This is a genomic window from Burkholderia sp. SIMBA_051, from assembly GCF_046534915.1.
In the GTDB taxonomy this organism is placed as follows: domain Bacteria; phylum Pseudomonadota; class Gammaproteobacteria; order Burkholderiales; family Burkholderiaceae; genus Burkholderia; species Burkholderia ambifaria.
This window is the reverse complement of sequence record NZ_JAWRXS010000565.1, coordinates 1-255: the sequence shown is the minus strand read 5'-3', so window position 1 is coordinate 255 and position 255 is coordinate 1. Positions and strand designations below refer to the sequence as shown.

General features: G+C 71.8%; 1 pseudogene. It reads right to left on the bottom strand.

Annotated elements, in window-relative coordinates:
• Positions 1 to 255 (bottom strand): annotated as a pseudogene (locus SB771_RS35735) (formate dehydrogenase); the annotation flags it as partial.

The following is a 255-nucleotide window of genomic DNA, read 5'->3' as shown; positions in this document are numbered from 1 at the left end:
GCCGCGCCCTTGGCCAGGATGATCGGCACCGTGGCCAGCGAGATCACGTTGTTGATGACCGTGGGCTTGCCGAACAGGCCCGAGATCGCCGGCAGCGGCGGCTTGGCGCGCACCACGCCGCGCTTGCCCTCGATGCTTTCCAGCAGCGAGGTCTCCTCGCCGCAGATGTAGGCGCCGGCGCCCTTGCGCACTTCCAGGTCGAAGCGGCGGCCGCTGCCGTGCACGTCGTCGCCCAGCCAGCCGACGCTGCGCGCC